Source organism: Amycolatopsis sp. PSD-21 (genome assembly GCF_055561455.1).
Genome location: NZ_CM145712.1, coordinates 5,824,961 through 5,850,997 on the forward strand (window position 1 = coordinate 5,824,961; position 26,037 = coordinate 5,850,997).

A 26,037-nucleotide genomic window follows, 5' to 3' on the forward strand; every position below is an offset into this window, starting at 1 on the left:
TCCTCCACCGCCGCAGAGGAAGAATCGCCATGGACATCGTTGTCCGCTCCGCACTGGTCGCCGACGGCACCGGGGATCCGCTCACCAGGCACGACGTGGGCATCACCGACGGCCGCGTCGCCAGTGTCGCCGAACCCGGCTCGCTCGCGGGCCGCCGCACCATCGACGCCGAAGGACTCGTGCTCGCGCCCGGGTTCATCGACATGCATTCGCATTCCGATCTTCAGCTGCTCGCCAATCCGGATCACCTCGCGAAGCTCTCCCAGGGCGTCACGACCGAGGTGCTCGGGCAGGACGGGCTCTCCTACGCGCCCGTGAACGACGAGGTCCTCGCGGCGCTGCGCCAGCAGCTCGCCGGGTGGAACGACGATCCGGCCGGTTTCGACTGGAACTGGCGCTCGGTCGGCGAATACCTCGACCGGCTGGACACGGGGGTCGCGGTCAACGCGGCCTATCTGGTGCCGCAGGGCACCGTCCGCATGCTCACCGTCGGCTGGGAAGACCGGCCCGCGACCGAAGCCGAGATGAACGCGATGAAGGAACTCATCGCGACCGGGCTGGCCGAGGGCGCGATGGGTATGTCGTCCGGGCTCACCTACACACCGGGCATGTACGCGACCACCGAAGAACTCGTCGAGCTCTGCCGGGTCGTCGGCGAGCGCGGTGGCTTCTACAGCCCGCACCACCGCAGCTACGGCAAGGGCGCGCTCGAGGCGTTCGGCGAGATGGTCGACGTCTCCCGCCGCTCGGGCTGCCCGCTGCACCTCGCGCACGCCACCATGAACTTCTCGGTGAACAAGGGCAAAGCGCCGGATCTGCTGGAGCTGCTCGACCGGGCGCTCGACGACGGCTGCGACATCACGCTGGACACCTATCCCTATCTTCCCGGCGCCACCTACCTTTCCGCGCTGCTGCCGAGCTGGGCCACGGAAGGCGGCCTCGACGCCACGCTCGCCCGGTTGTCCGATGTGGACACCCGCGAGCGGATCCGCGCCGAGATCGAGGAGACCGGCTCCGACGGCGCGCACGGCGTGCCGATCGACTGGGACGCCATCGAGATCAACGGTGTCCGCCGGGACGAGAACGCCCACCTCGTCGGGCATTCGGTCGCCGCTTCGGCGCTGCGTGCCGGGAAACCGGCCGCGGAGCTGTACTTCGACGTCCTGCTCTCGGAAAAACTCGGCACGTCCTGCCTGATGCACGTCGGGCACGAGGAGAACGTCCAGGCGATCATGCGGCACCGCACGCACACCGGCGGCAGCGACGGGCTGCTCGTCGGGGCGCGGCCGCATCCCCGCGCCTGGGGCACGTTCCCGCGCTACCTCGCGCGCTACGTCCGCGAACTCGGCGTCCTCGACCTCGCCGAATGCGTCGCCCACCTCACCGGCCGCGCGGCACAGCGCCTGCGGCTGACCGACCGGGGTCTCGTCCGCGCCGGATACGCGGCGGACCTCGTGCTGTTCGACCCGGAAACCGTCGCCGACACCGCCACGTTCGACGAGCCGCGGCAGCAGGCCGCCGGTATCCCCTATGTCTTCGTCAACGGTGTCGCCGCCATCGACGATGGTCAACCGACCGGCGCCCTCGCCGGCCATTCACTGCGGAACCCCGGGAGTGCCCGATGATCGACTGGCTCCAACACACGACGGGAGGTCTCCTGACCCTCGCCGCCGTCTCGATCGCGGTGTTGTTGTTCCTCATCATCAAAGTCAAACTCGAGCCCTTCATCGCGCTGATCGTGGTCGGCCTGCTGACCGCGCTGGCCGCGGGCCTGCCGGTGGTCCAGATCGTCGGCTCCGCGCAGAAGGCGTCGGATTCCCTGCTGGAAAAGGGTTTCGGCGGGATCCTCGGCCATATCGCCGCGATCATCGGACTCGGCACCATCCTCGGGTCCATTTTGGAGCGTTCGGGCGGGGCGAAGGTGCTCACCGGCGCGCTGCTGCGGGCCATCGGTGAGAAGCGGGCCCCGCTGGCGATGGGTCTCGCGGGTTTCGTCTTCGGCATCCCGGTCTTCTTCGACATCGGCATCTTCGTGCTGGCGCCGCTGGTCTACGTCGCCGCCAAACAGGGCGGCCGATCGCTCGTGCTGTACGCGCTGCCGTTGCTCGCCGGGCTTTCGATCACGCACGCGTTCCTCCCGCCGCATCCCGGCCCGGTGGCCGCGGCCGGTCTGCTGCACGTGGAACTCGGCTGGATCATCCTGATGGGGCTGGTGTGCGGTATCCCCGCGTTCCTCGTCGGCGGTGTGCTCTATTCGACGTGGATCGGCAAGCGCGTCGACGTGGAGGTTCCCGCGGAATTCCTGGTCGCCGAGGAGGAAGGCGAAAAGGAGACGAACCCGCCGTCGCTGGGTCTGGTGCTGGCGATCATCGCCGTCCCGCTGGTGCTGATCCTCGCCGGGACGTTCGGCAGTATCTGGCTTCCCAAGGAATCCGCGCTCTCCGGTGTCGCCGCGTTCATCGGCACCCCGGCGGTCGCGCTGACGATCTCGGTGCTGCTGGCGTCGTGGCTGCTGGGCCTGCGCCGGGGCCTGACGGGCAAGGATCTGAGCGAGCTTTCGGCGAAGTCGCTGCGCCCGGTCGCGATGATCCTGCTGGTGGTCGGCGCGGGCGCGTTCTTCGGCGCCGTGCTGGCCGCGACGGGGATCGGCAAGGCCGTCGCGGGCTCGCTGGACAACGCCGGCCTCCCGGTCATCCTGGCGGCGTACGTGATCAGCTGCGGCATGCGCATCGCGCAGGGTTCGGCGACGGTCGCGATCGTGACCACGAGCGGTATCGTCGCGCCGACGGTGGCGACGCTGGGCTATTCGCAGATGCAGCTCGCCCTGCTGGTCGTCGCGATCTCGGCGGGTTCGATCATCGCCTCCCACGTGAACGACGGCGGTTTCTGGATCATCTCGCGGTATTTCAACATGACCGTGCCGCAGACCCTGAAAACCTGGACCGTATTGGAAACCGTCCTTTCCGTTTCCGGTTTCGGCGTGGCAGCATTGCTCATGGCAGTGGTTTAAACCACCTGACGACTGGGAGAGATCACGATGACCGGACTGGATCGACGCACCTTCCTCGGCGCCGTCGGAGCGGCTGGACTGACCACCGTTCTCGGTTCCCACCTCGCGAACGCTTCCGAACAATCCTGCGGACCGAAGGGAACCGGGGCCATCTACGTCAGCAGCTACACCAGTTCCGGGCACGGACTCGATGTCGCTCACCGGGACGCGGCGAGCAACGCGCTCGTCGTCGACCGGACGATCCCGGGAGTCAGCAACGCTTCCTGGTTCGACATCAGCGCCGATCGCAAGACGCTCTACGTGACGAACGAGGACGAGAACGGCCAGATCTCCTCGTTCAGCCTGGCCGATCCGGCGAAACCCAAGCTGCTCAACAAGAAGTCGGCCAAGGGCCAGCACCCGACCCATCTGAGCGTCCACTCGAGCCAGAAGTACGTGCTGGCCGCGAACTACAGCAGCGGCAGCGTCGTCGTCCTCCCGATCCTCGCGGGCGGGAAGCTCGGCGACGTCGTCGATCTGGCCCAGCACAAGGGCGCCGAGCGGCAGGCGCACGCGCACCAGGTCGTCAACGACCCCACTGGAAAGTGGGTGCTCGCCGTCGACCTCGGTGCGGATTCTGTCTATGTCTACAAACTCGACGTCGCCACCGGGAAGCTCAAGCTGAACCAGCAGCTGAAGCTCCCGTCCGGCGCCGGGCCGCGGCACCTGGCGTTCCACCCGAGCGGCAAGTACGCGTACATCCTCGGCGAGCTGCGGGCCGAGGTCACCGTCGCGGCGTGGAACCCGGCCACCGGGAAACTGACCGCCGGGCAGGTCGTCCCGGCCGTTCCGGCGGGCACGCCCGGCGCGCAGTACCCGGGCGAGATCACCACGTCCAAGGACGGGAAGTTCGTGTATGCCTCCGTGCGCGGCTCCGACACGATCGCGTCATTCGGCGTCAGCGAGGACGGGAAGTCCTTGAAGCTGCTGAACAACGCGCCCGTCGGCGGTGTCTACCCGCGTCACTTCACCCTCGACCCGACCGAGCGCTGGTTCTACGTCTCGTGCGACAAGTCCGGCACGCTCAGCTGGCTGCCGCGCGATCCCGGTACCGGCCTTCCGGGGGCCGTCGCCGGGAAACTGGCGCTCCCCCAGGTCAATTCCGTCTTTTTCGCCTAAGGAGAAAACCCATGAGAACTCGCGTCCTCATCGCGGGCCTCGCGGCCGTCGGCCTCGTGGCGGGCTGCGCGCCGGCCCAGAACACCCCAGCCGCGAGCGGCGGTGACGAGAAGACCGGCACGATCCGGGTCTGGCTGTTCGACGAGGCCAACCGCGCGCCCAAGGAGGCGGCGGTCAAGGAGGCGATCACCGAGTTCAAGGCGGCGCACTCGGGGGTCGAGGTCGACGTCCAGTGGATCCCGGTGGAGGGCCGTGCGGACAAGTTCTCCGGCGCCTTCAACGATCCGGCGAGCGCGCCGGACGTCGCCGAGTTCGGCAACACCGACGTCTCCAGCTACGCCGCCACCGGCGCGCTGGCCGACCTGACCGGCGATCTCTCGTCGTGGAAGGAAGGCGCCGACATCCTGCCCGCGGTACTGGAGACCGCGAAGTCCGGCGGCAAGACCTACGGGCTTCCATGGTTCACCGGTATCCGCGCGTTGTACTACCGCACCGACCTCTTCGCCGAGCTCGGCCTCAAGCCGCCCACGACGCTGGCGGAACTGACCGAGACCGCGAAGACGATCCGCGCCAAGAAGCCGGAGCTGTACGGCATCTCGGTCGGCGGCAAGTACACCTACGCGATGCTGCCGTTCCTGTGGGCGCACGGCGGCGAGATCGCCAAGCAGGACGGCGACAAGTGGAAGTCCACTGTGGACTCCGAGCAGGCCAAGGCCGGCGTCACGGTGTACGCGAACCTGCTGAAGGCGGACATCTGCCCGCCCGAGCAGTGCGCCAACCTCACCGGCACGCAGAGCATCACGGCGTTCGCCGGCGGCAAGGCCGGGATGTCCATCGGTGGTGACTTCAACCGCAAGGCCGTCGAGGCGGGCCAGGTGAAGGGCAAGTACGCGATCATCCCGATCCCGGGCACCGAGGCCGGCAAGATCGCCCCGGCGTTCGCGGGCGGCAACCTGCTCGGCGTGTTCAACGCGACCAAGCGCAAGAGCCTCGCGGTCGAGTTCACCCAGCTCCTCGGTGGCGCGAAGTACCAGGAGAAGATGTACGTCGCCATGGGCAACCTGCCCACCCTCGGCAGCGTCCAGCAGAAGCTCGCCGCGAGCGACCCGTCGGTCAAGCCGTTCGTCGACACGCTCACCGCGGGCACGAAGTTCGTCCCCGCCACCGCGGCGTGGTCGAAGATCGACGCGCAGAACGTCCTGCCCACCGCGATCCAGCAGATCGCGACCGGCGGCAAGGATACCGCGACGGCGCTCACCGCCGCGGCCGCCGAGATGAACAAGGCGTTCGGCTAAGTGGTCACGAAGGAGATCCCCCGCACCACGGCTCCGGCCGTCCCGGCACGGCGGTCGCCCCGCCGTCGCCGGGACGGGCGGGCCGCCCTGCTCTACCTGGCCCCCGGCGGCATCCTGCTGCTGGCGATGCTGGTCTATCCGATCTACCAGCTCGTCCTGATCTCGTTCTACGACTACGGCCAGCCGCAGGCGGTCGGCAACGCCCCGCTGGTGTTCCTCGGCTTCGGCAACTACGTCGAACTGCTGGAGAACCTGCAGTTCTGGGAGGTGCTGGCCAAGACCCTCGGCTTCACCGCGGTCTGCGTCGTCGGCAGCCTGGCGCTCGGGACGGGGCTCGCCGTGCTGGCGACCCGGGTCCGCGCGTGGGCGCGCGTCCCGCTGTTCCTGGCGGCGCTCGCCGCGTGGGCGACGCCGGCGATGGCGGGCTCGTACGTCTGGCTGTTCCTGTTCGACGCGGACTTCGGCCTGGTCAACGAGGTGCTTTCGGGCATCGGCTTCACCGGGATGGCGAACCACTCCTGGACCTTCGACACCTACAGCACGTTCGGGCTGGTGGCCGCGGAGGTCATCTGGTGCTCGTTCCCGTTCGTCATGGTGACGATGTACGCGGGGCTCAAGGGAGTGCCGGAGGAGGTCGTCGAGGCCGCGTACCTCGACGGAGCGTCGACCTGGCGCACCACGTGGTCGATCACGCTGCCGATGGTGCGGCCGCTGCTGACCATCGCCACCATCCAGTCGATCATCTGGGACTTCAAGATCTTCACGCAGATCTACGTGATGACCAACGGCGGCGGCGTGGCCGGGCGCAACCTCGTGCTCAACGTCTTCGCCTATCAACAGGCCTTCGCCGGACAGGAATACGGTCTCGGCGCGGCGCTCGGAGTCGTGATGACCTTGCTGCTGCTGTCCATCACCGGGCTGTACGTCCGGTCGCAACGCCGGAGCGCGGGATGGGTGTGACCGCGGGCCGCCGGGTCCACAAACCCGGGAGGCTGATCGCCGAGATCATCTGCGTGGTGATCGCGGGGATGGTCGCCTTCCCGGTGTACTGGATGGTGTTGTCGGCCTTCAAACCCACCGGGCAGATCCAGGCGGAGAACCCCCGGCCCTGGACGCTCACGCCGACGCTCGAACACTTCGAACGGGTGCTGAGCGGCGAAGGCTTCGCGATGTTCTTCCTGAACAGCGTGATCGTCGCCGTCGTGGTGGTGGCGTTGTCGCTGCTGCTCTCGTTCCTTTCGGCGGTCGCGCTGACACGGTTCAATTTCAAGGGCCGGACCGTGCTGCTGGTGATGGTGCTGGTGGCGCAGATGGTGCCGGTCGAGGCGCTGACCATCCCACTGTTCTTCCTGATGCGGTCGGTCGGCGACGTCGCGCCGGCGTTCGGCACCAACCACCTCGGCTCGCTGATCCTCGTGCACCTGGCGTTCAGCCTGCCCTTCGCGATCTGGATGCTGCGCGGTTTCGTCGCCGCGGTGCCGCAGGAGCTGGAAGAAGCCTCGAAGATCGACGGGGCGAGCCGCATGCGGTTCACCTGGCAGATCCTCTTCCCGCTGGTCGCGCCCGGGCTGGTGGCGATCAGCGTGCTGGCGTTCATCCACGCGTGGAACGACTTCCTGTTCGCGAAGACGTTCATCATCTCCAACACTGAGAACCAGACGCTCCCACTCGCGATCCTGGTGTTCTTCAAACCGGAGGACACCGACTGGGGCGCGGTGATGGCGGGTTCGACGCTGATGACCATCCCGGTGCTGGTGTTCTTCATTCTCGTGCAACGACGACTCGTGTCCGTCATGGGCGGCGCGGTGAAGGGTTGACATGCCTGGCTTCGAAACGTTGCTCCCCCGTCCCGTCTCGGTGGAACCCTTGCCGGGACAATGCCCAGTACCGTCCGAAGTGGACGTGCGCCGCGACGAGCTGCTGCCCGCCGAGGGTTACCGGCTGGAGATCGATCCATCCGGCGTGACCCTGCACGCGGCCGACGCGGCGGGCGAGTTCTACGGTCGCCAGACGCTCCGGCAGCTGATCGGGCCGTACGCGTTCCGGGCCGCTCCGATCCACAGTGGACAGCAGACGATCCCCTGCGGCGTCGTCACGGACCACCCGCGGTTCGGCTGGCGAGGCTGCTTACTGGACGTGGCGAGGCACTTCCGGACCAAGGCCGAGGTGCTGCGGTTCGTCGACCTGATCGCCGCGCACAAGCTCAACGTGCTCAACCTGCACCTGACCGACGACCAGGGCTGGCGGATCGAGATCCCCGAGTTCCCCAGGCTGACCGAGGTCGGCGGCTGGCGGAAATCGTCCATGGTCGGACGGCACGACGGTCCGGAACGGGACGGGCGGCCGCACGGCGGGTTCTACTCGGCCGACGATCTCCGCGAGATCGTCGCGTACGCCGCCGCACGTTCGGTGACGGTGGTCCCCGAGGTCGACATCCCCGGGCACGCACGGGCCGCGATCACCGCGTATCCCGAGCTCGGCCCGGAAACCGACGCGCCGTGGGAGGTGTGGACGAGCTGGGGTATCAGCACGTCCTTGCTGAACACCGAGCAGTCCACTGTGGACTTCTTCAAACGCGTCTTCGACCACGTACTGGAGATCTTCCCGTCCGAGGTCATCGCGCTCGGCGGTGACGAGGTCCCCGGTGCGACCGAGGAGCACGGCCGCTTCGTCCGTGAGATCGCGCGGCACCTGGTCGATCGGGGGCGTCGTCCGCTCGGCTGGGACGAAGTGCTCGAAGCGGGCGACCTGCCGCCGATGGTCATCGGCTCGTGGCAGAGCGAAGCGGCCGGCGCCCGCGCGGCGGCCGCCGGGCACGACGTCGTCATGTGTCCCGAGGAGCACGTGTACCTGGACCATCGGCAGTCCGATCACCCGGACGAACCGATCCCGGTCGGGTACCTGAGCACGCTGGAGAGCTTCTACGGCTACGAGCCGGTGCCCGCCGATTTCCCCGAGGGGAAGTCGATTCTCGGGGCGCAGGCGCAGGTGTGGTCGGAGCATCTCGACACCGTGCGCCGGGTGGACTACGTCGCGTTCCCGCGCCTGTGCGCCTTCGCGGAGGTGGCGTGGAGCGAGCCGGACGGGCGGGATTACGCCGAGTTCCTGCCGCGTTTGCGGGACCACCACCTGCCCCGGTTGGACGCACTGGGCGTCGAATACCGGCCACTCGACGGGCCGCATCCCTGGCAGACGCGGCCCGGAGTTCCGGGGCGGCCGCGGCAGCGGTGATCGCCGCTCACGACCGGTGTACTTGCCCGCCGAAGTACGTGAAGGCCCCCTTCATTGCGCCTAGCGCGGTGAAGGGGGCCTTCATGTATTCGGGGAAGATGTGAAGGTCGAGTTTCCTCGGCTGAGCCGAAGGAAGGGGTCCTTCACGCGCAGCCGTTGTGACTCCTGATGCTTGTGTGACGCACGTGGGGATCACCAATCTTCTTGAGAGATCCAGAGTCCCTCGAGGAGGCCCTTACGGGCGGGCCTGAAGATCAACCGCGGCCTGCCTTGCACCACGCGCGGGGAAGCAGGCCATCATGGGGTGATGAGTGATCAGTGGGTCGACGCCTCCCAGCTTCCTGAAGAACTCGTAGCGCTCATCGACACCCTTCGTCCCGGCGAGAACGTGCTCATCACCCGGAACGGCGAAACCATCGGGACGATTTCCGCCGCCGTCCGCGAAGAACCGATGCGTTCGGCGGACTCCGACGACATCACGGTGGTGGCCACCGCCATGAAGCTGTCATCGACGGCCAGGGATGCGCTATCCGAGCGGCTCGGCCCCGGCTATCTCGTGCTGGACCTGCGTTCGGCTCCCCCGACCGTCGACGTCCTGCTGGTCCCGCCGGGCAGCCCGCAGTTGATCGGCAACTTCCGCGCGCTGTATCCGAAGGCCAGGATCGTGATCACGGAGATCGAGGACGCCGAGCTCGGCGTCAAGTACGAGGGCCCGGTGCGCCGCCTGCTCGACGCCGGCGCGGAGGCGTACCTGCCGTCGAGCACGATCCCGCGGCTGGCGGAGCAGCTGGACCGGACCATGAGCCGGCTGAACCAGCTCACCGGTGACTCGCCGGTCCCCCTGAGCATCGAAGCGCCGGGAGGCCGCGCGCTCGAGTGATCAGCGAGCGCCGAAGTCACCGAGATTCAGCGAGCCCACGTGGTCGTTCCAGCTGTCCCAGAAGACCTTCTTCTCGGAAGCCCGGTAGTGATGCCGGTACCCCATCAGCTCGCCGCAATCGAAGCTCTCCTCGACGAGATCGGGTGTGCCGAACACATCGAGGAACTCGTCACGGGAACGCAGGTACCCGAAATGGGCGAGAAGACCGCGTTCGCCGCCGTACATCGCGAAGCCGACGACCGTCCCGCCGACGATCCGGTAGCTGAACTTGCCGGAAAAGTGAACGACTCCCTCGGTTTCGACGGCGTTCTCGACCACGTTTTCCCGAGAGAGGGGCTCACCGTCCGCGCCGTAGTACTCCGTGACCCGGCCGCTTCCGGCGATCGCGCGGTGGACGATCGGCGAGAGCGTGACCTCGATGACGCTGTCCCCGACGACGGTATTGGCGGCCTTCGACCCGAGGCGGGCACCGGCGAGGCTCAGGCCGCGCGGGTCGAGATCCAGCCGGGTGAGGACGTCGAGGTCGTCGAGTATCTCGATCACTCGATGAAGCGTAGGGCAGGCGGCCAGGTGACCTCGACGAACCGGGGCCGATAGATCCGCGCGTCCGCGATGTTGTCGGCGTGATCCAGGCTGTTCACGTTGTACGACACCGTGAGCTTCCCGGGGCGGCTCAACTGCGGATGCGCCGTCGCGTCGTAGACGATGCGCCGGTCACTGGCTTCGGGTGCCCGGTGGAGCACGACAGGATCACGGAACGGGCCGGTCGGCGAACTCGCGGTGTAGGCGAGCATCACCGGACTGAAGCCGGGACTGGTGTCCATGGTGATCAGCACGTATTCGCCGCCGACACGGTTCACCGAAAACGCCGTCCCGACCCCGCGCAGCATCCGGACCGAGTCCTCCTCGCGGGACGACCAACCGGCGCCGGTCCAGAACTGCCAAGGCCCGCGAAGGCCCCCGGCGGACACCCTGGCGAGCCTCAGATGGCCTTGTTCGGCACCGTAGATGTAGGTGTATCCGCCGTCTTCGAGCAGCTCCGATCCCCACGCGACCTTCTCGCTCACCGGGATCACCAGCAGCTCGGACGGCGTCAGGGCGGGCAGCCGGAAGGTGGCCAGAGACGTCCCGGTGCCCCGGAAGTCGAGGCTGCCCGGACCCGTCGTCCGGTATCGGTTGTAGAGCACCCGCAGGACGTCGCCTTGGACGACGCCGTCGCCGACCCAGTAGTGCTCACCGGAACCCGCGAGCCCGATCAGCGCCTCCGGCTCGTCCGCGGTGCCGCCGTGCAGCGTCTCCCCCAGCGTGCCGTCGGGCCGCTGGACGACCAGGGTGTTGCGGGTGATCGGGCTGTCCCGGGGGCGGCTGTGGTCGGGATTCACCGTGCCGAGGAACGTGTCCGAGAACAGCCACGCGGTGCGGCCGTCGGGCAGCGGCACCGACACCGTGCGATCCCCGCCGGTCCAGTGTCCGCCCTGATCTCCGTACTCGTTCCAGAGCTCATTCAGCCCGGCGACGGGAGCCACCGGCGGTGGCGGTGCGGACGCGATCCCGCTGCTCGCCACCACGGCGCTGAACAGCAGCGCGGCCGGTACGAGAATCCTCGACGCCCGGCGCATCGGATCATGCTAAAGGCGACCGGGGATTTTGTACGACCCTTGCGCGCCGTCCGCGGGATGTCCTGAGACTGCTTTCCGTGGCGGCGTCGCGAAAGCCACTTTCGGGACACCAGACGTCCCGAAAGTGGCTTTCGCGACATGCTCACCAGGGCCGCGGCCGGGCCGGGCCCCCACCGGCACCGAATGGCACGAGGGACCCGAAGCGTCAGTTGTAGATGCGCTGCATGACACCCGCCGCGACGAGCCCGTTGGCCCACAGCGAGTTCACCCGCGAGACCTCCTGGGCGTTCGGCTTCGCGTTGGTGCAGGACGGGCCGGGGCCACCGCCGGACATCAGCTCGGAGCACGGGCCCTGGTAGTTGTCCGGCAGGCCGAGCGCATGGCCGGTTTCGTGCGCGGCGATCCGCGTCTGGTCGTACTCCCGCGCCTGCGTGTAGTCGATGAAGATCGTGCCGCGGCCGTGGCCGTCGGTCTCGGCGTACGAACCCGAGGGGTCGTTGCCCTCGGTGTAGCGCAGGGTGGCGCCCGACGAGCTCTCCTGCAGCTTCACGTTGGACACCGAGTTGTTCCAGTTCGCCACGCCCGCCTGGATGGCGGCGCGGAAGCTGGGCGCCCCCGAGGCGTCGTAGTAGACCGTGGTCGCCGCCGCGGTCTGCTGAGCAGGCTGGACCGCCGCCGTGGCCTGGCCCGCGGTGACCGGGACGGCCAGCAGCGCCAAGCTCACGGACGCGGAGACGAAGAACTTCCTTGCCATGGACCCACTCCTTGTCAGGACAACGGAATGGTTCGTGAATTTAGAAGTCCCGGCCAGGGCACGGCACCAACTTTCGTCGCTTCCGACAGCTGGTGATTTACCAACACTTCTGCCCTATTGACATGCACGTGTTCGCATATGATCATGCCGGGCTCAAGGCCGGAGCACCAGCTTTCCCGACGTCGCCCGCGCCTCGAGTTCCGCGAGCGCCTTCGGCCCGTCCGCGAGGTCGTACACCGTCGGCGTGACCGGCACGCAGACCCCGGCCGCGATCAGAGCACGCAGTTCGTCCATCAGTTCCGCGAAGATCGCGGGCGCGTGCTCGATCAGGACGCCGAGATGCAGCCCGATCACGTGGATCTGATGCCGGAAGTTCAAGTCCCGGTTGGTGATCGCGACCTCTCCCCCGGCGACGCCGTAGACCACGACACGTCCGGTGACCCGCTTGGCCGCGGCCAGACCGGCGGAGAAAGCCGCGCCGCCCACCGATTCCAGCACGAGGTCCACCTCCCCCGTCTCCTCGCCGTATCCGACCACGCGGTCGGCGCCCAGCGCCCGCACCGAGTCGTGCTTACCCGGCGACGCGGCGCCGATGACGGTCGCCCCGTAGTGCTTGGCGAGCCGGACCGCGGCCTGGCCGACCCCGCCCGCCGCCGCCTGCACCAGCACGGTCTCACCGGCGGCCAGCCTGCCCAGCGGTTTGAGCGCGGCGAGGGCCGTGACCCAGTTCAGGATCAGCCCGATCGCCTGCTCGTCCGACCAGCCGCCGGGCACCGGTACCGCGCCGGACGCGGACATGACCATGTACTCGGCGAAAGCCCCGCCGCCGGTCCCGACGACGTGATCGCCGACCGCGGGCGTGGTCACCCCTTCCCCCAGCGCCACGACCTCGCCTGCCGCCTCGAACCCGGCGACGTACGGGGCTTCCGGCCCGCCCTCGTACGTGCCCCGCGTCTGCATGACGTCGGCGAAGTTGACCCCGGCGGCGGTGACCTTCAGCAGGATTTCATCTAGCCCCGGCACCGGGACGGGAGCGTCGGTGATCAGGTGCAGGCCTTCCGGACCGTTCGAGGAGTTCTGTCGCAGCGCGCGCATCGAAGTCATGTCCGCACGCTAAAACCCTCACATTTGCGTGAGGGTCAAGTCGCGGAGGTACGCGTCGAGGGCGTCGCGATTGCGGGTCATGAGCGCGATCCGTCGATCGAGCACTTCCCGCTGCCGCGCGACCTCGCCGATCATGTACTCGCACGGCTCCTTCGGCCGGACCTCCTCCGGTCCGTCGAGGTACGGGAGGACTTCGCGGATCAGCCGCACCGGCAGTCCGGCGTCGAGCATCCCGCGGATCTGCAGGACTGCCCCGACCGAGCCTTCGCGGAAGTCGCGATAGCCGTTGCCTTCGCGGCCCGGGCTGATCAAGCCCTCTTCCTCGTAATAGCGCAGCGCGCGGACGCTGACCCCGGTCTTCCGCGCGAGTTCGCCGATCTTCACGATCCCAAGGTAGCCCGCGGGCCGCGGTATAGGTCGTTATACGGTTTTCGGTTTGTACCAGACCTCGGGGCGGCCGACCTGGCCGTAGCGGGGTTCGCGCTGGGCGAGGCCGTTGTCGGCGAGGTATTCGAGGTAGCGGCGCGCGGTGACACGGGAGGCGCCGATCGCGGTCGCGGCCGCCCCGGCGGAGAGGCCGTCACCGGCCGAGGCGAGGACCTCGGTGATCGACTCCAGGGTCTGCGCGCTCATCCCCTTCGGCAGGGCCTGCCGCTCGGTGGTGCGCAGGGTGCCGAGCGCGCGGTCGATCTCGGCCTGTCCGGTGACTTCGCCCGAAGCGCCGTGAAATTCGGCGTAGCGCTCGAGTTTCTCCCGCAGGGAGGCGAAAGTGAATGGTTTCAGCAGGTACTGCACCACGCCGACCGACACGGCTGCCTTCACCAGTGCCAGATCCCGCGCCGAGGTCACCGCGATGACGTCGATCGGGAGCCCGGCGGCGCGCAGCGACCGGCAGACGGCGAGACCGTGCGTGTCCGGGAGGTAGAAGTCCAGCAGCACCAGGTCGACCGGTTCGCGTTCGCAGAACCGCAGTGCGTCGCCGCCCGAGTGGACGACGCCGGACACGGTGAAGCCGGGCATCCGCTCGACGTACACCCGGTGCGCGTCGGCGGCCACCGGTTCGTCCTCGACGACCAGCACCTTGATCATCGCGCGGACTCCTTCGGCGGCAGGCGGACGGTGAACACCGCGCCCTCGGCACGGCCGACGTCGATCGTCCCACTGTGCCGCCGTACCGCCTGACCCACCAGTGCCAGGCCGAGTCCGTGCCCGTCCTCGGGTTTGGTGGACCAGCCTCGCCGGAAGACCTCTTCGACGTCCTCGACGCCCGGCCCGGTGTCGGCGACCCGCAGCAGCAACCCGTCGACGTCCGCGCGGACGGTCACTTCGACACCTGGCCGTCCGCCGTCGCCGGCGTTCCCGGCCGCCGCGTCGATGCCGTTGTCGATCAGATTGCCGAGGATGGTCACCAGATCCCGCGGCGGGACACCGGTGTCCGCGTCCTCCATGACGGTGTCGGGCGTGATCGTGAACTCGACGCCCCTCTCGCTCGCCTCCGCCGCCTTGCCGAGCAGCAGCGCCGCGAGCACCGGTTCGGCGACCGCGCCGACCACGCGGTCGGTGAGTTCCTGCGCCAGCGCGAGTTCTTCGGTCGCGAACTCGACGGCCTGTTCGGGGCGGCCGATCTCGACCAGCGAAACGACGGTGTGGAGCCGGTTCGCCGCCTCGTGCGCCTGCGACCGCAGCGCCTCGGCCAGACCGCGCACGGTGGTCAGTTCCCCGGTCAGCGCCTGGAGTTCCGTATGGTCGCGCAGGATCACCACAGTGCCCATCGCCTTCCCACCCGAGCGCACCGGCGACGTGCTGACGACGAGCACCCTGGCCTCGGTGAGATGGAGTTCGTCGGTGCGCTCCTCACCCGAGGTGAACGCTTCGACGAGATCGTCGGGAACGTCCAATGCGGACAGTTCGCGGCCGACCGGATCATCGGTGACCTCCAGCAGCGCGCGGGCTCCGTCGTTGCACAGCACCACCCGCCCGTCGCCGCCGACCAGCAGCAGCCCTTCGCGCACGGAATGCAGGACGGCCTCGTGGTACTCGAACAGGTTGCTCAGTTCCTCGGGCGCGATCCCCCTGGTCTGCCGCCGGAGCCGGGCGCTCACCAGGTAGCTGCCGATCCCGCCGACCACCAGCACCGCCACCGCGACGCCGATCAGCGGCCACAGCCGTTCCCTCAGTTCGGCGTCGATCGCTTCGACGGTGATGCCGACCGACACCAGCGCGACGACCTGTCCGGCGGCACCGTGCACCGGGACCACGACACGTTCGGACGGCCCGAGCGAGCCGGCGTAGGTCTCGAGCACCCTGCCGCCGCGTTGCGCCTCGCCGATGTTGCCGATGAACGGCTGCCCGATCAGCTCCGGATTCGGATGCGTGTAGCGGATCCCGTTCTTGTCCATGATGGTCACGAAATCCACTTCCGTGTCCGCGCGGACACGCTGCGCGAACGGCTGCAGCGTGGCAGTGGGCTCCGATGTGGACAGTGCGGCCAGCACCCCCGGCGCGTCCGCCACCGACTCGGCGACCGCGATCACCTTGTCCTCCGCCCGGTCTTCGGTGGCCCGGACGGAATCGAGATAGGCGAAGGTCAGCCCCGCCGCGACGAGCACGAAAAGCACCACGAGCTGGAGAACCAGCAGCTGGCGGGCGAGACTGCCGCGCCTGGTCCGGATCCGCGTCGTCGAGGGCACCCGCTCATACCAGCACACCGTCACCGGGGCCGCTCGGCGCGCCCGGCCGGAATTCCCCGGAAACCGCTCGCGCGAACTCAATGAACACAACCGTGACCCAGCTCACCTGGCCGGGTGATAGTGACCGGCGATCCCACGGACACCCCCTGAGCTGGAGGCAAAGGTGCCTACAACGCCGGAAGCGGCGCCACGACGTCGCGACAAGATGCACTACCTGTACCTGGCCGTGATCGCGGCGGTGGTCCTCGGCGTCATCGTCGGTTTCGCCGCCCCGGATCTGGCCAAGGAACTCAAGCCGCTCGGCACGGGTTTCGTCAACCTGATCAAGATGATGATCTCCCCCATCATCTTCTGCACCATCGTCCTCGGTATCGGATCGGTGGCGAAAGCCGCGAAGGTCGGCAAGGTCGGGCTGCTGTCGCTCGGCTACTTCCTGATGATGTCGACCTTCGCGCTCGCTATCGGCCTCGTCGTCGGCAACCTGCTGCACCCGGGTGAGGGCCTGCACCTCGACCCCGCCGCCGCCGCGAAGGCGCACAAGCAGGCCGAAGGCGGCGAAGGCACCGTCGACTTCCTGATGGGCATCATCCCCACCAGCTTCGGTTCCGCGTTCACCGAAGGCCAGGTGCTGCAGACACTCCTGGTCGCGCTGCTCGCCGGATTCGCCGTGCAGAAGCTGGGCACCAAGGGCGAGCCGATCCGCCGCGGCATCGAGCACATCCAGCGGCTGGTGTTCCGGATCCTCGCCATGATCATGTGGGCCGCCCCGGTCGGCGCGTTCGGCGCGATCGCCGCGGTGGTCGGCGAAACCGGCTGGGGCGCGCTGCGCAGCCTCGCCGTCATCATGATCGGCTTCTACCTGACCTGCCTGGTGTTCGTGTTCGGTGTGCTCGGCGCGGTCCTGTGGCTGGGCGCGCGGATCAACATCTTCACCCTGCTGCGCTACCTGGGCCGCGAGTTCCTGCTGATCCTGTCGACCTCGTCGTCCGAATCGGCCCTGCCCCGCCTGATCGCGAAGATGGAACACCTCGGGGTCTCCAAACCGGTCGTCGGCATCACCGTGCCCACCGGCTACTCGTTCAACCTCGACGGCACGGCCATCTACCTGACGATGGCGACGCTGTTCATCGCCAGCGCACAGGACCAGCCGCTGGGCGTCGGCGAACAGATCTCCTTGCTGCTGTTCATGATCATCGCGTCGAAGGGCGCGGCGGGCGTGAGCGGCGCCGGGATCGCCACCCTCGCCGGCGGCCTCCAGTCGCACCGGCCGGAACTGGTCGACGGCGTCGGCTTCATCCTCGGCATCGACCGGTTCATGTCCGAGGCCCGCGCGCTGACCAACTTCGCGGGCAACGCCGTCGCGACCGTCCTGGTCGGCACGTGGACCAAGGAATTCGACCGCGACCAGGCCAACCGGGTCTTCAGCGGCCAGGCGCCGTTCGACGAAGCCACCCTGATCGACGATCACGCCGCGGATCCCCCCGAGGACCGTGACGGCGACCGGGAGAAGACCGTGGTCAACGCTTAGCCACGGCGAGAACGAACCGCGGTGCGAGGGTCCCCCGTCCTCGCACCGCGGTTCTTCGTTTCTGGGAAACTCACCGGCATGCCGGACGCCATCGACCGCTACGTGGTCTCGCGGTATTCCAAGCTGCTGCACGGCAACTTCGCCGGAATGATGAGCGACCCCGAACGCGAGGCCTTCCTGCGCGACCTGGTCGAGGACGCGCGGAGCATCACCGACGACGAACTCGGCGAACTGCTCGCCGCGGACTGGCGGCCACGGATCACCGCGGCCTGGCTGATCGGCGTCGACCGGCGCACCGCGTGGCGAGGCCGCATCCGGGACCTGTTCCTGGAAAGCGGCCTGGTCTTCGCCGGGCAGGGTTACTGTTTCGCGCTCGCCCGGTTCGGCACGATCGCCGACGCCGAGATCCTCGTGTCCTATCTGGACCACTATCTCGCGCGGCCGGACCTGCGCTACGACCAGGAATGGGCGCTCGCGGCCCTGCACCACATCGACGCCGACCTCACGACCGCGTACACGTCACGCTACCTGCGGCCGGGCGGCCTCTGGGAAAGCTGGTCCGCGAAGAACGGCACCGACCTGCCGTTCCACAAGATGTACTTCGCCATGCTGTGCTCACACGTCCAACGCGCCGTGCACGCGGCGGACGTCAGGCGCTGACCTTCTCGTCGTAGACGACGCGGGACGCGGCGATCGAGTCGCGGTGGCGCTCGGCCCAGCTCAGCAAACCGCTCAGCGACGCATAAAGTTCCTTCGCCATCGGCGTGGCCTCGTACTCCACCTTCGGCGGCACCGTCGGATACACGGTGCGCACGAGCAAGCCGTCGCGTTCGAGGTTCCGCAACGTCAGCGTGAGCATCCGCCTGCTGATCCCCTCCACCGAGCGTTCCAGCTCGGTGAACCGCACCGGACCGCGCGTGGCCTCCAGCAGGATGCCGATCGCCCACTTGCCGCTGATCCGGTTGATCACCTCGAGCACGGTGCACACCTCGAGTTTCTCCGGATCGACCAGCCTGGCCTGCGCGGTCACATCGGTGTTCCCCTGGGACATGAAAGTGCCTCCTTCCGGCGAGGAACAGAGTCACACAAGATGGGCGCTGTTACAAGTGGTGCACCAAGGCATCACCTGGGGAAATCTCGAAGGATCACCATGCGCGCTCTCACCCTCGCCGTCCTTTGCGCCGTCTCGCTGATGGTCGTCCTCGACGGCTCGATCGTCGCCGTCGCGCTGCCCGCGATCCAGAACGACCTCGGCTTCACGCCGTCCACCCTGGCCTGGGTGGTCAACGCCTACCTGATCGCGTTCGCCGGGCTGCTCCTGCTCTCCGGCAGGCTGGGCGACCTGATCGGCCGGAAACGGGTCTTCCTCGCCGGGCTCGGCTTGTTCACGCTCGCCTCGCTGCTGTGCGGAGTCGCGCAGGACCAGGCACAGCTCATCGTGTTCCGCTTCCTGCAGGGCGCGGGCGGCGCGCTGGCGTCGGCCGTCGTGCTCGGCATGATCACCACGCTCTACCCGGAACCGCGGGCACGGGCGAAGGCCATCGGCGTCTACAGCTTCACCCAGGCCGCGGGCTCGTCGATCGGGCTCATCGCGGGCGGAACGCTCACGCAACTGCTCGACTGGCACTGGACGTTCTTCGTCAACCTGCCGATCGGCGCGGTCGCGCTGGCGCTGGCCGTCCGGCTGCTCGCCGACGACCGGGGCCCCGGCCTGCGCGGCGGCACCGACGTCACCGGCGCCGGGCTGGTCACCGGCGGGCTGATGCTCCTGGTCTACACGATCGTCAAGGCCGAGGAGTACACCTGGGCCGACGCCCGCACGCTCGGGCTGCTCGCGGTGTCGCTGCTTCTTCTCGCCGGATTCGTGCTCCGGCAGGCGAAGGCCCGTCAGCCGCTGCTGCCGCTGCGGATCTTCCGGCTCCGCGCGGTGTCCGGGGCGAACGCCGTGATGGTGCTGATGGTCGCCGGGTTGTTCGGCTTCCAGTTCGTCACCGCGCTCTATCTGCAACGAGTGCTCGAACTCGACGCGCTGAGCACCGGGTTCGCCTTCCTGCCCGCACCGCTGTCGATCGCGGTGATGTCGCTGGTCTTCGCCGAACGGCTGAACCACCGCTTCGGGTCGCGAACGGTACTCGTCACCGGGCTTTCCCTGGTCACGGTGGCGCTCGGCTTCCTCGCCACCGTCGAGGCGGACGGAAACTACACGACGGACGTCCTGCCCGCGCTCGTCCTGATGGGCATCGGGTTCGGCGCGGCGATGCCGGCGCTGATGGGACAGGCGATGTCCGGCGTCGCCCCCGCCGACACCGGGGTCGCTTCGGGACTGATCAACACCACTCAGCAGATCGGCGCGGCCATCGGGACCGCCGTGCTCGCGACCGCCGCCGCGTCCCGCACCGGCTCGCTCCTGGCCGAGGGCACCACGATTCCCGAAGCCCTCACCAGCGGCTACCGGACGGCGTACGCGTTGAGCGCCGGACTGCTCGCTCTCGCCGTCTTCTCCGCGACGGTGTTCCTTCGCACCCGGAAGGTTCAGGAAGCGATCGTCGCGTAGGCCCACTCGGAGACCTCGCCGCCGAGGCGTACCTCGGCGGCGCCTCCGGGTTTCCAGACCCCGCTGCCGCCGAACGCGGCCATCCCGCCGGTCTTGCCGGAATACTGGGAAAGCACCACCCACATCCCATACCCGGCCGCGACGCCGACCTGGTCGAGCAGCCGCTGTTCCTGGCCCTCACTGAAGAGCGCGCTGAGGACGTAGACCTCGGCGCCCGCCTCGGCGAGCTCCCGCGCATGGTCCGGATTCGCCGCGTCGAGACAGATCGCGAGGCCGAGACGCCTGCCGCCGACCTCGACGATCACCTGCCGCGCGCCCGGTTCGAACAGCTCTTCCTCGCTGTTGTGCAGGTTCCGTTTCGCATAGGTGGCAATGGTTTCCCCGGCCGGCCCGAGGACGAGCGAGCCGATGAGCCGCCGTCCGTCCTCCACAAGCGGAAGGCCGATGACGGCATGGACACCACTGGCCCGGCACGCCTCGCGGAGCGGTTCGAGGCGGGGGTCGTCGTGGGACAGCCAGAGTCCGGGATCGGCGGCGAGCGCCTCGAACTCCAAGCCGGTCAGGGAAAGTTCGGGGAAGACGCAGAGATCGGCCTCCGCGATCCGGATGAGCCTCGCGTGTTCGGCGATGTTCGCGGAAAGGTCAGCGGGAACGGTGAACGGCTGCACGGTGGCGACACGCATGGCGCGAGCCTAACCCGAGGATGCCCGCAGATACCCCCGTAATCCGTTGTGGCCCCGCCGCATCATGAGCGCGTGGTTGATCCGGAACACCGGCCGCGCGATCCGGTCGAGCTTGCGCAGCAACGGTTTCCGCGCCTCGACCTCCTGCGTGATCTCCAGCCTGGTGCCGCTCCCCACCGCCATCAGCGCGCCGGCCAGCATCCCTTCGAGATCGCCGCTGAGCCGGACCCGCACCCGGCCCTCGCGCTCGTCCTGCCGGTCCCGGTGCATCCGGACGGTCAGCGCGTACGGCAGCCTGGACCGGCAGACGAGTTCGGCCGTGTCCTCGTCCACCTGGCTGACCGATCGGACGTCGCGCCACCACAGCGGATACGCGGCCAGATCGATGACGGCGTCGAAAACCGCCTTGGGCGAGGCCGGGAGCACCCACGTGTCGCGGAAGCGGTACCAACCGCCTCCGCGACCCGCGAGCGAATCCGTCATACCCGCGCCGACACCAGGTTCCGGCCGTCCATGGTCACGACGTCGACCGAAGCCACGTCGCCGGGGGCGACCAGGGCGGAACCGTCGACACCGGTCCCCTCGCGCTGCCCCTTCTCCGAAACGAGCCAGCTGCCCGCGTTGACCCGCTCTCCGCTCTTGGTCACCACGACGAGCGTGCACTTCTCGCCCTCGCGGACGCCGGTCGCCTTGGCGTGGAGCCGGACCCAGCCCGCCGCCGGGACGACCCGGACCGCCATTTGGACGCCCGTGTCCCGGTTGGTCGCCGCGAGATCGCGGGTGCCGGGCACCGGGGCCGCCACCGTCGGCACCGGCAGGGCAACCGTCGACGGTTCGGGCGACGTCTGGCGTCCGACCAGCACACCCGCGCCCAGCGCCACGACGACCAGCACGGCCGCACCGGCCACGGCGAGGAGCCGCCGCGGCTTGCGTTCCTGAGTGCCTTCTTCTTCGCGAACCTGACGCAGCGTGCGCTGCAGCAGCAGGTCTCCGCCGTCGGGAGGTCCTTCGAGGAACGCCTCCGGCGGTACCTCGTCGAGGTGGTATCGCAGTTCCGACAGCTCACGCACCTCACGACGGCACGTGGGGCAGTTCGCCAGATGTGTCTCGAACGTGGCCGCTTCCGCCGCGGTGAGCCCGCCGAGGACGTAGGCGGCGAGCTGGCCCTGGTCGTGTCCCACCGCACTCATCGCGCTACCTCCCTTCCCGGTCCCGCCATCACGGCTCTGAGCGCCCGTAACGCGTAATAAGATCTCGACTTAACGGTACCCGGGGCCACGCCGAGGGACTGTGCCGCTTCGGCCACCGTCCGGCCCCGGTAGTAGATCTCCACCAGCACCTCACGATGTTCCGTGGAAAGGCCGTCCATCGCCCCGAGCACGGCCATCGAGTCCACGACGCTCTGCGCGTGATCCCGCTCGACCGCCGGGGTGGGCACCCCTTCCTCCGGCTCCGCCACTTCCGGTGGCCGCGCCGCCCTGGCCCGCGCGCGGTCGGTGATGATGTTGCGGGCCACCGTGAGCAGCCAGCCCCGCACCGATCCCTTCGCGTCGTTCTCCAGGTCTTCGGCGTGCTTCCAGGCCCGGACCAGGGTCTCCTGCACGACGTCCTCCGCGGCCGCGCGGTCCCCGGTCAGCCTCGTCGCGTACGCCAGCAGGCTTCGCCCGTGTTCGGCGTACAAGTGCCGGACCAAGTCCTCGCCTTTGGCCTTTTTGGGCCGCCAGCCTCCGATCGCCACTCGCGTCCTCCCGACGGTCTTCTGGGTCGGCGAGGACAGTACTGCAACCCGCAGGGGCAGAGTGGATCGTTCGGCGCGCGCCGCGATCGAACTGTGCATCGGCACCGGCCTCTCCTCGGTTCTCCATGGCCGCCTCCTCTTGCCTCCCACACGGACGGCACGGGGACGCGGTTCAACCGGGGCCTTGTCGATCACCGGACGCGCTCGTATGCTGACGCCTCCGGATTCCGCCGCCGCCTGATTCCCGGGAGGGTCTCGGCGTGCCAAGGAAACTCGCGGCCGTTCTGCTGGCGGTCGCTTTCGTGTCGGGATGCGGCGAGGAGCCCGGTTTCACCGCGGCGCTGACGGATCCGGTGAACGTCGACCTGAGCTGGCCCGACGACGATCCGGCCGCCGCGGGGCGGATCGTCGAGTACACGACCGATCCGCACGGCGAATACACGATCCTGCAGTTCGTGCCGCCGCGGCAGACGACCTTCCGCCATCCGGACCTGATGCCGGAAACGCGGTTCTATTACCGGATCCGGCCGTTCTACGGCGCCGTTTCGGACGCCGTCACGGTTTCCGGACCGGCCACTCCGGCCGCTCCCGGACCTCTTGTGCCCCTGCGGTCGGGCGATCGCTCGGCCGCTCCGGCGTCGTTCCGCGCCGAGCCCGCGCCGGAGGAGATGGTGCGGTTCAGCTGGACTGATCGCTCGACCGACGAAGACGGCTTCCTCGTGGAGATCAAGAAACCCGGCGCCGCCGAGTTCGTGCCGATCGAGGTCTCCGATCCCGGGACGACGTCGGCCGGGCTCGCCACGATGCCGGGCGAAAAAGGTGCCTCGTATCGGCTGCGCGCCTTCTACTACGGACCCGCTTCGCCGGTGCTGGACCTCGTGAGTGGTAAGGACGGTTAGAACCGTCCTTACCACTCACGAGCCCCTATGCGAGAACGGTCTTAAGGAACTGCCCGGTGTAACTCTCCTCCACCGAAGCGACGTGCTCCGGCGTGCCCTCCGCGATCACGGTGCCACCGCCGGAACCACCCTCGGGACCCATGTCGATGATCCAGTCCGAGGTCTTGATGACGTCGAGGTTGTGCTCGATGACGATCACCGTGTTGCCCTTGTCCACCAGCCCGTTGATCACGCCGATCAGCTTGCTGATGTCCTCGAAGTGCAGACCCGTGGTCGGCTCGTCGAGGATGTAGACCGTCTTGCCGGTGGACCGCTTCTGCAGTTCGCTGGCGAGCTTGACGCGCTGCGCCTCACCGCCCGACAGCGTCGGCGCGGGCTGCCCGAGCCGGACGTAGCCGAGGCCGACGTCGACGAGGGTCGCCAGGTGCCGGTGGATCGCCTTGATCGGCTCGAAGAACTCGGCCGCCTCCTCGATCGGCATGTTCAGCACGTCGGAGACGGTCTTGCCCTTGTAGTGCACCTCGAGGGTCTCGCGGTTGTACCGGTCGCCCTTGCAGACCTCGCAGGGGACGTAGACGTCCGGCAGGAAGTTCATCTCGATCTTGATCGTGCCGTCACCGGCGCAGGCCTCGCACCGGCCGCCCTTGACGTTGAACGAGAACCGGCCCTGCTGGTAGCCCCGCACCTTCGCCTCGGTGGTCGCGGCGAACAGCTTGCGCACGTGGTCCCACACGCCGGTGTACGTCGCCGGGTTGGACCGCGGGGTGCGGCCGATCGGCGACTGGTCGACACGGACCAGCTTGTCGACGTTGGCCAGCCCGTTCACGCGGGTGTGCCGGCCGGGGACCTGGCGGGCACCGTTGAGCTTGTTCGCCAGCACGGTCGCGAGGATGTCGTTGACCAGCGTGGACTTCCCGGAACCCGAGACACCGGTGACCGACACGAGGCAGCCGAGCGGGAACGACACGTCGAGACCGCGCAGGTTGTGCTCGCGCGCGCCGACGACGGTCAGCTGCCGCTTCTTGTCGATCGGGCGCCGGATCGCCGGAACCTCGATCTTGGTGCGGCCCGAGAGGTACGCGCCGGTGATCGATTCCTTGTTCCGCAGGATCTTCTTGTACGGTCCACTGTGGACGATGTGGCCACCGTGCTCACCGGCGCCGGGGCCGATGTCGACCACCCAGTCGCTGGAGCGGATGGTGTCCTCGTCGTGCTCGACGACGATCAGCGTGTTGCCGAGATCCCGCAGGCGGACCAGCGTCTCGATCAAGCGGTGGTTGTCGCGCTGGTGCAGGCCGATCGACGGCTCGTCCAGCACGTACAGCACGCCGACCAGACCGGAGCCGATCTGCGTGGCGAGCCGGATGCGCTGCGCCTCGCCGCCGGACAGCGTCCCGGAGGCGCGGTCGAGCGAGAGGTAGTTGAGGCCGACGTCGAGCAGGAAGCGCAGCCGCGCCTGGATCTCCTTGAGCACCGCGCCGGCGATCACCTGCTCGCGCTTGCCGAGCTCCAGTTCGTCGAGGAACTTCGACGCCTCCGCGATCGAAAGGGCGCAGACCTCGGCGATCGACCGGTCGCCCTGCGTCTTGTGCTCCAGGGTGACGGCGAGGATCTCCGGCTTGAGCCGCGTGCCCTGACAGGCCGGGCACGGCACCTCGCGCATGTAGCCCTCGTACCGCTCACGCATGTACTCGGACTCGGTCTGCTCCTGGCGCCGCTCGAGGAACGGGATGACACCCTCGAAGCTCGCGTAGTACGAACGCTGGCGGCCGTAGCGGTTCTTGTAGCGGACGTGGACCTGCTCGTCGACGCCGTGCAGGACGGCCTTCTGCACCTTCGCCGGCAGCTTGCGCCACGGCGTGTCCATGCGGAAGCCGATGGTCTCCGAAAGCGACTCCAGCAGGCGGATGAAGTAGTCCGCGCTCTGGCCGCCCGCCCACGGCGCGATGGCACCCTCGCCGAGGGACATCTCGTCGTCGGGGACCACGAGCTCCGGGTCGACCTCCTTGCGGACGCCGATACCGGTGCAGTCGGGGCAGGCGCCGTAGGGCGCGTTGAAGGAGAACGACCGCGGCTCGAGGTCTTCGATCGCGAGCGGGTGGCCGTTCGGGCAGGCGAGGTTCTCGGAGAACCCGCGTACGCGATGCGGGTCGTTCTCCGGGAGGTCGACGAACTCCAGCTCGATCAGGCCGTCGGCCAACCGGAGCGCCGTCTCGACGGAGTCGGTGAGCCGCTGCCGCGAGCTGGTCTTCACCGAGAGCCTGTCGATGATGACGGCGATCTGGTGCTTTTCCTGCTTCTTCAGCTTCGGCGGGTCGGTGAGCGGATGGACCGTCCCGTCGACCACGACACGCGCGTAGCCCTGCTGCTGCAGGTTCTCGAAGAGGTCGAGGTACTCGCCCTTGCGGCCGCGCACGACCGGAGCGAGCACCTGGAAGCGGGTGCCCTCCTCCATCGCGAGCACCTGGTCGACGATCTGCTGCGGGGTCTGCTTGCTGATCGCCTCGCCGCACTGCGGGCAGTGCGCCTTTCCGGCGCGGGCGTAGAGCAGGCGCAGGTAGTCGTAGACCTCGGTGATGGTGCCGACGGTCGAACGCGGGTTGCGCGAGGTGGACTTCTGGTCGATCGACACCGCGGGCGAAAGGCCCTCGATGAAGTCGACGTCCGGCTTGTCCATCTGGCCGAGGAACTGGCGCGCGTACGCCGACAGCGACTCGACGTAGCGCCGCTGCCCTTCGGCGAAGATGGTGTCGAAGGCGAGGCTCGACTTCCCGGACCCGGACAGACCGGTGAACACGATCAGGCTGTCGCGGGGCAGGTCGAGATCCACACCGCGGAGGTTGTGCTCGCGGGCGCCGCGAACAACGAGGCGATCAGCCACGCCAGGGTCCCTT

The 26,037-nt window shown here is 68.5% G+C and carries 25 protein-coding genes; 12 read left to right on the top strand and 13 right to left on the bottom strand.

Annotated features, from left to right (window positions below; all coding sequences use genetic code 11):
- The first annotated feature begins 29 nt into the window (after positions 1-29).
- The 8 genes from ACZ1DY_RS27160 to ACZ1DY_RS27195 all read left to right on the top strand — a co-directional run bounded on the left by ACZ1DY_RS27160 (position 30) and on the right by ACZ1DY_RS27195 (position 9,574).
- A complete protein-coding gene (locus ACZ1DY_RS27160) occupies positions 30-1,625 on the top strand; it encodes an N-acyl-D-amino-acid deacylase family protein (protein WP_465481292.1) in 1,596 nt (531 codons plus the stop codon).
- Positions 1,622-3,010 carry a GntP family permease gene (locus ACZ1DY_RS27165; RefSeq protein ID WP_192741657.1) on the top strand — a complete coding sequence of 463 codons (1,389 nt, stop codon included), beginning with the start codon at positions 1,622-1,624 and terminating at the stop codon, positions 3,008-3,010. Before ACZ1DY_RS27160 ends, ACZ1DY_RS27165 begins: the two co-directional genes overlap by 4 nt.
- Before the next feature lie 27 nt (positions 3,011-3,037).
- Positions 3,038-4,168, top strand: a complete 1,131-nt coding sequence (locus ACZ1DY_RS27170) for a lactonase family protein (protein WP_465481293.1) — start codon at positions 3,038-3,040, stop codon at positions 4,166-4,168.
- Between the two features lie 11 nt (positions 4,169-4,179).
- The gene (locus ACZ1DY_RS27175) at positions 4,180-5,463 is read left to right on the top strand and encodes an extracellular solute-binding protein (protein WP_465481294.1); all 1,284 of its coding nucleotides are present in this window, start codon (positions 4,180-4,182) and stop codon (positions 5,461-5,463) included.
- A complete protein-coding gene (locus tag ACZ1DY_RS27180) occupies positions 5,464-6,423 on the top strand; it encodes a carbohydrate ABC transporter permease (RefSeq protein WP_034321570.1) in 960 nt (319 codons plus the stop codon).
- A complete protein-coding gene (locus ACZ1DY_RS27185; protein ID WP_126734061.1) occupies positions 6,414-7,280 on the top strand; it encodes a carbohydrate ABC transporter permease in 867 nt (288 codons plus the stop codon). The genes ACZ1DY_RS27180 and ACZ1DY_RS27185 overlap by 10 nt, the downstream gene beginning before the upstream one ends.
- A 1-nt stretch (position 7,281) precedes the next feature.
- A complete protein-coding gene (locus tag ACZ1DY_RS27190) occupies positions 7,282-8,694 on the top strand; it encodes a beta-N-acetylhexosaminidase (protein WP_465481295.1) in 1,413 nt (470 codons plus the stop codon).
- Positions 8,695-9,001: 307 nt separating this feature from the next.
- A complete protein-coding gene (locus tag ACZ1DY_RS27195) occupies positions 9,002-9,574 on the top strand; it encodes a hypothetical protein (protein ID WP_465481296.1) in 573 nt (190 codons plus the stop codon).
- On the opposite strand, the gene ACZ1DY_RS27200 is transcribed toward ACZ1DY_RS27195, so the two are convergent.
- From ACZ1DY_RS27200 to ACZ1DY_RS27230, 7 genes are all read right to left on the bottom strand, one after another.
- On the bottom strand, positions 9,575-10,117 hold the full coding sequence (locus ACZ1DY_RS27200; RefSeq protein ID WP_465481297.1) for a hypothetical protein: 543 nt from the start codon (positions 10,115-10,117) through the stop codon (positions 9,575-9,577).
- Complete coding sequence (locus tag ACZ1DY_RS27205) at positions 10,114-11,193, bottom strand: DUF5005 domain-containing protein (RefSeq protein WP_465481298.1); 1,080 nt, start codon at positions 11,191-11,193, stop codon at positions 10,114-10,116. The genes ACZ1DY_RS27200 and ACZ1DY_RS27205 overlap by 4 nt, the downstream gene beginning before the upstream one ends.
- Positions 11,194-11,398: 205 nt before the next feature.
- Entirely contained in the window at positions 11,399-11,947 is a 549-nt protein-coding gene (locus ACZ1DY_RS27210; RefSeq protein ID WP_126734066.1) for a snapalysin family zinc-dependent metalloprotease, read from the bottom strand.
- A 153-nt stretch (positions 11,948-12,100) separates the two neighbouring features.
- The gene (locus ACZ1DY_RS27215) at positions 12,101-13,051 is read right to left on the bottom strand and encodes an alcohol dehydrogenase catalytic domain-containing protein (RefSeq protein ID WP_465481299.1); all 951 of its coding nucleotides are present in this window, start codon (positions 13,049-13,051) and stop codon (positions 12,101-12,103) included.
- A gap of 18 nt (positions 13,052-13,069) precedes the next feature.
- Positions 13,070-13,435 carry a MerR family transcriptional regulator gene (locus tag ACZ1DY_RS27220; protein ID WP_465481300.1) on the bottom strand — a complete coding sequence of 122 codons (366 nt, stop codon included), beginning with the start codon at positions 13,433-13,435 and terminating at the stop codon, positions 13,070-13,072.
- A 36-nt stretch (positions 13,436-13,471) separates the two neighbouring features.
- Positions 13,472-14,140, bottom strand: a complete 669-nt coding sequence (locus ACZ1DY_RS27225) for a response regulator (RefSeq protein ID WP_465481301.1) — start codon at positions 14,138-14,140, stop codon at positions 13,472-13,474.
- The gene (locus tag ACZ1DY_RS27230; protein WP_465481302.1) at positions 14,137-15,741 is read right to left on the bottom strand and encodes an ATP-binding protein; all 1,605 of its coding nucleotides are present in this window, start codon (positions 15,739-15,741) and stop codon (positions 14,137-14,139) included. The genes ACZ1DY_RS27225 and ACZ1DY_RS27230 overlap by 4 nt, the downstream gene beginning before the upstream one ends.
- A 205-nt stretch (positions 15,742-15,946) precedes the next feature.
- Between ACZ1DY_RS27230 and ACZ1DY_RS27235 the strand changes: the two genes are divergently transcribed.
- The gene (locus tag ACZ1DY_RS27235) at positions 15,947-17,269 is read left to right on the top strand and encodes a cation:dicarboxylate symporter family transporter (RefSeq protein ID WP_257489945.1); all 1,323 of its coding nucleotides are present in this window, start codon (positions 15,947-15,949) and stop codon (positions 17,267-17,269) included.
- Positions 17,270-17,347: 78 nt separating this feature from the next.
- Positions 17,348-17,929: a DUF6000 family protein gene (locus tag ACZ1DY_RS27240; protein WP_465481303.1), complete on the top strand. Its 582-nt coding sequence runs from the start codon at positions 17,348-17,350 to the stop codon at positions 17,927-17,929.
- Here the strand turns inward: ACZ1DY_RS27240 and ACZ1DY_RS27245 are convergent.
- Complete coding sequence (locus tag ACZ1DY_RS27245) at positions 17,919-18,320, bottom strand: winged helix-turn-helix transcriptional regulator (protein ID WP_126734071.1); 402 nt, start codon at positions 18,318-18,320, stop codon at positions 17,919-17,921. The two genes, ACZ1DY_RS27240 and ACZ1DY_RS27245, sit on opposite strands and share 11 nt — an antisense overlap.
- Before the next feature lie 99 nt (positions 18,321-18,419).
- Between ACZ1DY_RS27245 and ACZ1DY_RS27250 the strand changes: the two genes are divergently transcribed.
- Positions 18,420-19,823 (top strand): MFS transporter, encoded by a 1,404-nt coding sequence (locus ACZ1DY_RS27250; RefSeq protein WP_465481304.1) that lies wholly within the window; start codon positions 18,420-18,422, stop codon positions 19,821-19,823.
- On the opposite strand, the gene ACZ1DY_RS27255 is transcribed toward ACZ1DY_RS27250, so the two are convergent.
- From ACZ1DY_RS27255 to ACZ1DY_RS27270, 4 genes are read right to left on the bottom strand one after another with little or no spacing between them, the layout of a single operon-like run.
- Positions 19,802-20,506, bottom strand: coding sequence for a carbon-nitrogen hydrolase family protein (locus tag ACZ1DY_RS27255; protein WP_257485840.1), 705 nt, complete (start codon positions 20,504-20,506; stop codon positions 19,802-19,804). The genes ACZ1DY_RS27250 and ACZ1DY_RS27255 overlap by 22 nt on opposite strands.
- 9 nt (positions 20,507-20,515) lie before the next feature.
- Positions 20,516-20,989: an SRPBCC family protein gene (locus ACZ1DY_RS27260; RefSeq protein ID WP_465481305.1), complete on the bottom strand. Its 474-nt coding sequence runs from the start codon at positions 20,987-20,989 to the stop codon at positions 20,516-20,518.
- Positions 20,986-21,696, bottom strand: a complete 711-nt coding sequence (locus tag ACZ1DY_RS27265) for an anti-sigma factor family protein (protein WP_257485838.1) — start codon at positions 21,694-21,696, stop codon at positions 20,986-20,988. Before ACZ1DY_RS27265 ends, ACZ1DY_RS27260 begins: the two co-directional genes overlap by 4 nt.
- Entirely contained in the window at positions 21,693-22,244 is a 552-nt protein-coding gene (locus tag ACZ1DY_RS27270) for a sigma-70 family RNA polymerase sigma factor (protein ID WP_167373663.1), read from the bottom strand. The genes ACZ1DY_RS27265 and ACZ1DY_RS27270 overlap by 4 nt, the downstream gene beginning before the upstream one ends.
- A 260-nt stretch (positions 22,245-22,504) precedes the next feature.
- Between ACZ1DY_RS27270 and ACZ1DY_RS27275 the strand changes: the two genes are divergently transcribed.
- Entirely contained in the window at positions 22,505-23,143 is a 639-nt protein-coding gene (locus tag ACZ1DY_RS27275) for a fibronectin type III domain-containing protein (RefSeq protein WP_465481306.1), read from the top strand.
- Between the two features lie 25 nt (positions 23,144-23,168).
- Here ACZ1DY_RS27275 and uvrA read toward each other — a convergent pair whose 3' ends face one another.
- On the bottom strand, positions 23,169-26,024 hold the full coding sequence (gene uvrA / locus ACZ1DY_RS27280) for an excinuclease ABC subunit UvrA (RefSeq protein WP_192741640.1): 2,856 nt from the start codon (positions 26,022-26,024) through the stop codon (positions 23,169-23,171).
- Positions 26,025-26,037 lie beyond the last annotated feature (13 nt).